The sequence below is a fragment of the Nodularia sp. UHCC 0506 genome, assembly GCF_034931045.1.
Taxonomy (GTDB): domain Bacteria; phylum Cyanobacteriota; class Cyanobacteriia; order Cyanobacteriales; family Nostocaceae; genus Nodularia.
On sequence record NZ_JAYGHH010000045.1, the window covers coordinates 25,875 to 32,209 of the forward strand.

Annotated in this window: 9 protein-coding genes; 4 read left to right on the forward strand and 5 right to left on the reverse strand. The window is 39.8% G+C overall.

Annotated elements, in window-relative coordinates:
- Positions 1-21: 21 nt before the first annotated feature.
- Positions 22-1,095 carry a tetratricopeptide repeat protein gene (locus tag VB654_RS19900; protein ID WP_323215535.1) on the reverse strand — a complete coding sequence of 358 codons (1,074 nt, stop codon included), beginning with the start codon at positions 1,093-1,095 and terminating at the stop codon, positions 22-24.
- 405 nt (positions 1,096-1,500) lie between these two features.
- On the opposite strand from VB654_RS19900, the gene VB654_RS19905 reads away from it, so the two are divergent.
- The 4 genes from VB654_RS19905 (at position 1,501) to bioF (ending at position 4,588) form a co-directional block, all read left to right on the forward strand.
- Positions 1,501-1,656, forward strand: coding sequence for a hypothetical protein (locus VB654_RS19905; protein ID WP_323215536.1), 156 nt, complete (start codon positions 1,501-1,503; stop codon positions 1,654-1,656).
- A 147-nt stretch (positions 1,657-1,803) separates the two neighbouring features.
- Positions 1,804-2,553 carry a sucrose-phosphate phosphatase gene (locus VB654_RS19910; RefSeq protein ID WP_323215537.1) on the forward strand — a complete coding sequence of 250 codons (750 nt, stop codon included), beginning with the start codon at positions 1,804-1,806 and terminating at the stop codon, positions 2,551-2,553.
- Positions 2,550-3,194 (forward strand): Holliday junction branch migration protein RuvA, encoded by a 645-nt coding sequence (gene ruvA, locus VB654_RS19915; protein ID WP_323215538.1) that lies wholly within the window; start codon positions 2,550-2,552, stop codon positions 3,192-3,194. Before VB654_RS19910 ends, ruvA begins: the two co-directional genes overlap by 4 nt.
- A 227-nt stretch (positions 3,195-3,421) precedes the next feature.
- Positions 3,422-4,588: an 8-amino-7-oxononanoate synthase gene (bioF, locus tag VB654_RS19920; protein ID WP_323215539.1), complete on the forward strand. Its 1,167-nt coding sequence runs from the start codon at positions 3,422-3,424 to the stop codon at positions 4,586-4,588.
- 40 nt (positions 4,589-4,628) lie between these two features.
- On the opposite strand, the gene VB654_RS19925 is transcribed toward bioF, so the two are convergent.
- The 4 genes from VB654_RS19925 to VB654_RS19940 form a co-directional block, all read right to left on the reverse strand.
- Entirely contained in the window at positions 4,629-4,988 is a 360-nt protein-coding gene (locus tag VB654_RS19925) for a hypothetical protein (protein ID WP_323215540.1), read from the reverse strand.
- A 258-nt stretch (positions 4,989-5,246) separates the two neighbouring features.
- A complete protein-coding gene (locus VB654_RS19930) occupies positions 5,247-5,657 on the reverse strand; it encodes a type II toxin-antitoxin system VapC family toxin (protein WP_323215541.1) in 411 nt (136 codons plus the stop codon).
- Positions 5,654-5,956 (reverse strand): hypothetical protein, encoded by a 303-nt coding sequence (locus VB654_RS19935; protein WP_323215542.1) that lies wholly within the window; start codon positions 5,954-5,956, stop codon positions 5,654-5,656. The genes VB654_RS19930 and VB654_RS19935 overlap by 4 nt, the downstream gene beginning before the upstream one ends.
- Before the next feature lie 128 nt (positions 5,957-6,084).
- Positions 6,085-6,335, reverse strand: a 251-nt coding sequence (locus VB654_RS19940) for a transketolase-like TK C-terminal-containing protein (protein ID WP_416235700.1), incomplete at its 5' end; no start/stop codon positions are given.

The window sequence follows — 6,335 nt, forward strand, 5'->3', positions numbered from 1 at the left end:
TTACGAATTACAAATTACAAATTACGAATTATTAGATTGTTCCTTTTCATATTGCATAGCTTTAACATAATCACCCAAGGCTTCACAGTTAAATTTCAAACTTTTAAGGGTTTGTTGTTCAATGCGTTGGTCTTTAATTTTTCTAGCTAAAAGCAAACGTTCTTCATAATATTTAATTGCTTTTTTATAGTCACCTAAAGCTTCACAAGTAAACCCTAAACTGCTAAGAGATTGTTCTTCACCACGTATATCTTGCAGTTCTTTGGCTAATTGTAAACGCTCCTCATAATACAGAATAGCTTTGCCGTAATTGCCTGTAGCATAGCAAGCATAGCCCAAATTTTTTAGTAACTTGGAAGCACTGCGAATATGGTTAAGTAAACGTGCTATTCTGACACATTTTTCGTAGTAAGTGATCGCTTGTGGGTAATTGTCCAAAGCATAATAAGTATTACCGATATTTTTCAATACCTGTTCCATACCCCAATGATCTTGGAGTTCTTCAACAATTTCTAAACTGGCTTTTTGATATTCAATTGCTTGGGTAAATTTACCCGCAGCTTTATACACCAATCCTAAATTATTTAATGCTGCAACCTGACTCCGTTGATTTGACATTTCACGGGTAACTTTTAAGCACTCTTGCAAATATTCAATTGCCTGTTTATAGTCGTTTAGGTGACGGTAAGCATTACCCAAATGGGAAAGTATTTGTATTCGTATGGATAAATTTTGGTTTTTCTTTTCCAACTCTAAACACTGCTGGGAATAAGAAATTGTACTTTTGTAATCACTGGATGTGTAGGTTATGAGCGCTAAAAAACAGAGTACCTGTTGCTGTTGTTCTATATTACCAACAGCCTGAAACATCTGTAATGATTGTTTTAATGACTGTAACGCATCTGTGAAGTTACCTGCTTGTTGCTGTTGAACTCCTTGATGCAGTAATTGAGATGCTTCCGATAATTGGTGCTTACTTCCCTCTGGAAGTACCATTTCCCCCAAGGTACTTTGGTCAAATTCATTTCTAGTTCTATGGGATCTAATTTGTTTTAACGTCTTTTTCATACTAGGGTTAGATTCATCTTTCGACATCGACCAATACCTGTGAAGTTTTATGATAGACCTAGTGTTCCCAAAACTGTAGTTCTATTTTCATTGATGAAATATAAGCATTCCCAAATTCTGAGGTATTACAGCGCTTCCGGCTATTATGCAATACAGTTTTCTCCTTGTCCCTCTCCTATCATAGCTTTCAGCTTTGGGGATGTACCTCATAGCTGCCGGAAGTGCTGTAAGGGCCGAAAACAGGGGATGGATGCAGATGAACGTGCATCAATCAATACTTAGCATACTATAGGAATCCGGTTTGGTTTCTGTAGCTGGCGTGGCGTAGCCATATTTACTCATAAAGGTATAGGAAAAGACTGAGACGGGACTTCTATTTAAGACACTCCTTCTACGCACAATCTAAGGGCTGGCTTCCTTTCTGCTTCTTCTGTGATAGAGTTTACGGGGATAAATACGGTTTTTGGGTCAGAAGCGATCGCACTTTATCAGTCCGTGATGCTGAAAGTTTGGCTATTTACGAGAGGTCTGTGGCTACTGTGGGGTAGTGTTGGTAGCAATGGTTGCTGTCCTGAAACTGAACAATAATTTTTGTAATAGGTTGTACTAATCAGCATACATAAGGTAGATTAACTCGGAACCCATTATGAAGGATTCGTGTTTTCAGATTGCTGTTAGTCAATATTTAAATTGTCAGGTATTTTTGCAACTACTAACTAGGGATACATCAAAATCATGAAACCATTTCTTTTTGTCTCCGATTTAGATAACACCTTTGTAGGAGATGACAACGCTTTAGCCACACTGACAAAATCACTTGGTCAACATCGCCAAGAATACGGCACTAAAATTGTTTATGCTACGGGGCGATCGCCTATTCTTTACCGCGAACTCCAAAAAGAAAAAAATCTCATGGAACCGGATGCTTTGGTTCTCTCTGTGGGTACGGAAATTTATCTAGACGGTAAAGATACCCCTGATGCGGCTTGGTCAGAAATCCTCTCATCTGGATGGGATGGGGAATTAGTATTAAAAATCGCTCAGTCTTTTCCTGAGTTAGAACTGCAACCAAATTCAGAACAACGAGCTTTTAAAGTTAGTTTTTTCTTGCATCAAGAGGTAGCAGCAAATATCTTACCGCAACTAGAAGCAGAGTTGCTAAAATCTAAATTAAATATAAAATTAATCTATAGTAGCGGTATTGACCTTGACATTGTGCCTCTTACCAGCGATAAAGGTCAGGCAATGCAGTTCCTCCGTCAGAAGTGGAGCTTTGCAGCAGAACAAACAGTTGTCTGCGGTGATTCAGGTAATGATATTGCTTTATTCGCTGTCGGCGAGGAACGGGGAATCATAGTTGGGAATGCACGTCCAGAGTTACTTCAGTGGCACAACGAGTATCCCGCTAACTATCGTTACCTGGCACAAGCTGTTTGTGCTGGTGGAATTCTCGAAGGTTTAAAACATTTCGGTTTCTTAGAATGATTAGCTATCTCAAAGGGATTGTCGCTGGTATTCAAGCAATTGGCGGGGGTCGCATGATGTTGACTCTCGAAGTGAATAACTTGGGGTATGATTTGCAAGTTCCGCAACGCTTGGCAAAACAGTTGCCAGAGTTGGGCGGAGTCACCCAAATTTTTACCCATCTGCAAATTCGTGATGAAGTGCCGTTTCTCTATGGCTTTGCTTCACCCGCAGAACGGGATTTGTTCCGCCAATTGCTGACTGTAAGCGGTATTGGTACTGCTAGTGCGATCGCACTCTTGGACACTTTAGAAGTCCCAGATTTAGTCCAAGCCATTATCGCTGCCAATACCCAAATCTTAATTCAAGCCCCTGGTGTGGGCAAAAAAACCGCAGAACGTATCTGTTTGGAACTAAAAACTAAGTTAGTCGAATGGCGCAAATCGGCAGGGTTTTTCGTCGCCACAGGCGGCCCCGCACCAGGAATTTTAGAAGAAGTGCAAATGACTCTTTTTGCTTTGGGATATAGTGCCGATGAAGTTAGTCACGCCTTACACGTAGTCAGTGAAGATATTGGACTCACAAAAGACGCTTACGTAGAAGATTGGATTAAACAAGCGATCGCTCATCTTAGCAGCAGCGAAGAAGTTACTCATACGTAATTCGTAATTCGTAATTCGTAATTCGTAGTTCGTAATTCGTAGTTCGTAATTCGTAGTTCGTAATTCGTAATTAAGAAAGTCTGAGTTTTCAGGATTGCATCTATTCTTATTGGTATTGGTATAGCGGTTATCATGTCCGCCTAATTAGTTATCATTCTGTGCATCCGTGCAAAAACTGCAAAATTCTCTTTCCCCCTGCTCCCTGCTCCCCTGCTCCCCTGCTCCCTATGTCTCAAGACCCTTACAGTTGGATAGAAGCATCTCTAGCCACTATTCATAAAGCTAATTGGTATCGCTGTGTACAGACAATCGACGGTCGCCCCGGTGCTACTGTGCTTTTGGCTGGGGAAGAGGTGATTAATTTTGCTAGTAATGATTATTTGGGTTTGGCTGGGGATGAACGCTTGATTAAAGCGGCAATTTATGCTACTGAAAAATTGGGAACTGGTAGTACTGGTTCTCGATTAATCAGTGGACACCGGGAATTACATCGGGAATTGGAACAGGCGATCGCAGCTTGGAAACAAACAGAAGATGCGGTAGTATTTAGTTCAGGATATTTAGCAAATTTGGGTGCGATCGCGGCTTTAGTCGGTAAACGTGATTTAATTTTATCTGACCAGTATAATCATTCCAGTCTGAAAAATGGGGCAATTTTAAGCGGTGCAGAATTCCTGGAATATCCCCACTGTGATATAAAAGCGTTAAAAACTCAACTAAGTCAGCAACGCCAAAACTACAGACGTTGTTTAATAATTACTGATAGCGTCTTCAGTATGGATGGTGATTTATGTCCATTACCAATATTATTAGATATAGCAGATGAGTTTAGCTGTATGCTGCTCATAGATGAAGCACATAGTACTGCGGTACTCGGAAAAACTGGTGCAGGATGCGTAGAACATTTTCACAGCATAGGTAAAATATTAATTCAAATTGGCACATTAAGTAAAGCCTTGGGCAGTTTAGGTGGTTATGTAGCAGGAAGTGCCAACCTAATAGATTATTTACGAAATCGCGCCCCCACTTGGATTTACACTACCGCACTTTCACCCGCAGATACCGCCGCAGCTTTAACAGCAATTAAGATAGTACAACAAGAACCGCAACGTCTGACGCAACTATGGCGAAATGTGGATTATTTAAAAAGGTTAATTACAGAACAATTACCCCACCTGAAATTATTACCTACAGAATCACCCATAATCTGTTTACAGTTACCCAGTGCAGCAGATGCACTCAAAGTTGGAAAACAGCTAAGAAGTAAAGGCATTTTTGCCCCAGCTATTCGTCCCCCCACAGTCCCTACAAGTCGGATACGGATATCTGTGATGGCTACTCATGAAACCGCACATATTGAAAAATTGGTATCAATTCTCAGTGAAATTTTATAGCAACCATGCAAAAATTTAGCTTTGAAGTTAGCCCAGATTATCATGGATTTAGCAGAAAATCAGGTATTTCCAGAATATGAAAATAGACTAGCAGCGCAACCACTATTGTATAAAAAGTGGAACCACCCAAACCCAGCAGTAAATCTCTTTTAAGGTTCCGCTTCTCTTCTGTAATGAACATATCCATCGCTCCCATTTGCATCATCACAATTCCCAACACATTGGAGAGCCAATAGCCAATGATTGTGAAGGGTAAAAACCAATTAGGTTTAGCCCAGCTTACCAGATAACCAAACAACAGTGCGATCGGTAGATTAAAAAATATATCATTCCACCACGATAGGGGAGAAAGCATATAGCCAATCCCAACCAGTAATCCTCCTCGCAATTTTTTAAACACTCACACACTCCTCGCTAATTAAACTAAAACACATCTATTTTGCACCCATCAGATTTACTGAACATTTTGTGGGATGGGCATCTTGCCCGTCCTCATGATGCAAGTTAAGTGAGGAATTATATTAACTCAAGGGATTTCCAAGAAATAAATTATCCAAATAAACAAACCACAGAGACACAGAGGACACAGAGTCATGAGAGTTTGAGAGGTTTCTTGCGTTAGGTGGTTGGGTGTTTTTTTATTTGGAAGTCCCCAAACTCAAGATTCTGCTTTTGCCCAATTTTCTAAGTTAATACCTTGCACTCTTAACAAATCAGAATCATTAGAGACTAGAATTAAGCCGCGTGTAATTGCAGTTGCTGCAATCAATATATCTTGCTCTTGAATAGTGAAACCTCGGCGTTGTAAGTCCAAATGAATTTCGCAGGCTCTTTCAATAATCTCTAAATCATCTATTAATAACACTTGATAAATTTGACAAAACTTTTGAAATTCAGCTAACTGTCTACTAGCATTGATAGCTAAAAGACCTCGTTTGACTTCATAGTAAGTTATGCAACTAATAAATACATCTTGTCTGAGACGGCGAACTTCCCTAAATCTCTTGTCTACGGTGGCATTTTTCTTCAAAATGTAAGAAACAATATTTGAATCTAGTAAATAACTCACTTGAGCGGTCTTCCTTCTACCACGGCATCAAAAATTTCTATCTGCTCAGGTGTTAAATCATTCAAAGTCCCAGAAACTGACTCTAACATTAAAATACTATCAATTCTATCTGTCAAATCATCCTCTTTAATTTCCCTCATCTCTTCCGGTGAAAACTGCCCAAATAACTGTACCAACATTTCGATCATTTCACGTGGATTTAACTTAACTTGATATAAACTATTACCCTGAATCAACTTCTCCACAATTGGCGAGATTCGATTGTGTAACTCCTGATTGTAATTTAAAACTTCCTGCATAATTACCCTTCATATATAAACTCATTACCCCAATTATAATTAATTCCTCTCCGCGCCCCTCTGCGTTAAAAAAAGGGCAGACCTTTCAGCCCACCCCATAAAAACTTAAGAGAATATTTAGTTGCTAATTAACCCAACAAAGCCTTAGCCTTAGCCAAAACATTATCAACACTAAAGCCAAACTTCTCCATACAAACACCACCAGGAGCCGAAGCACCAAAAGTGTCGATACTAACAGTATCACCTTCACTACCAACATACTTATGCCAGCCGAAACTAGCAGCAGCTTCTACAGACAAACGCTTGGTGACAGCTTTAGGTAGAACAGACTCCTTATAAGCTGCATCTTGTGCGTCAAACAAATCACTGGAAGGCATAG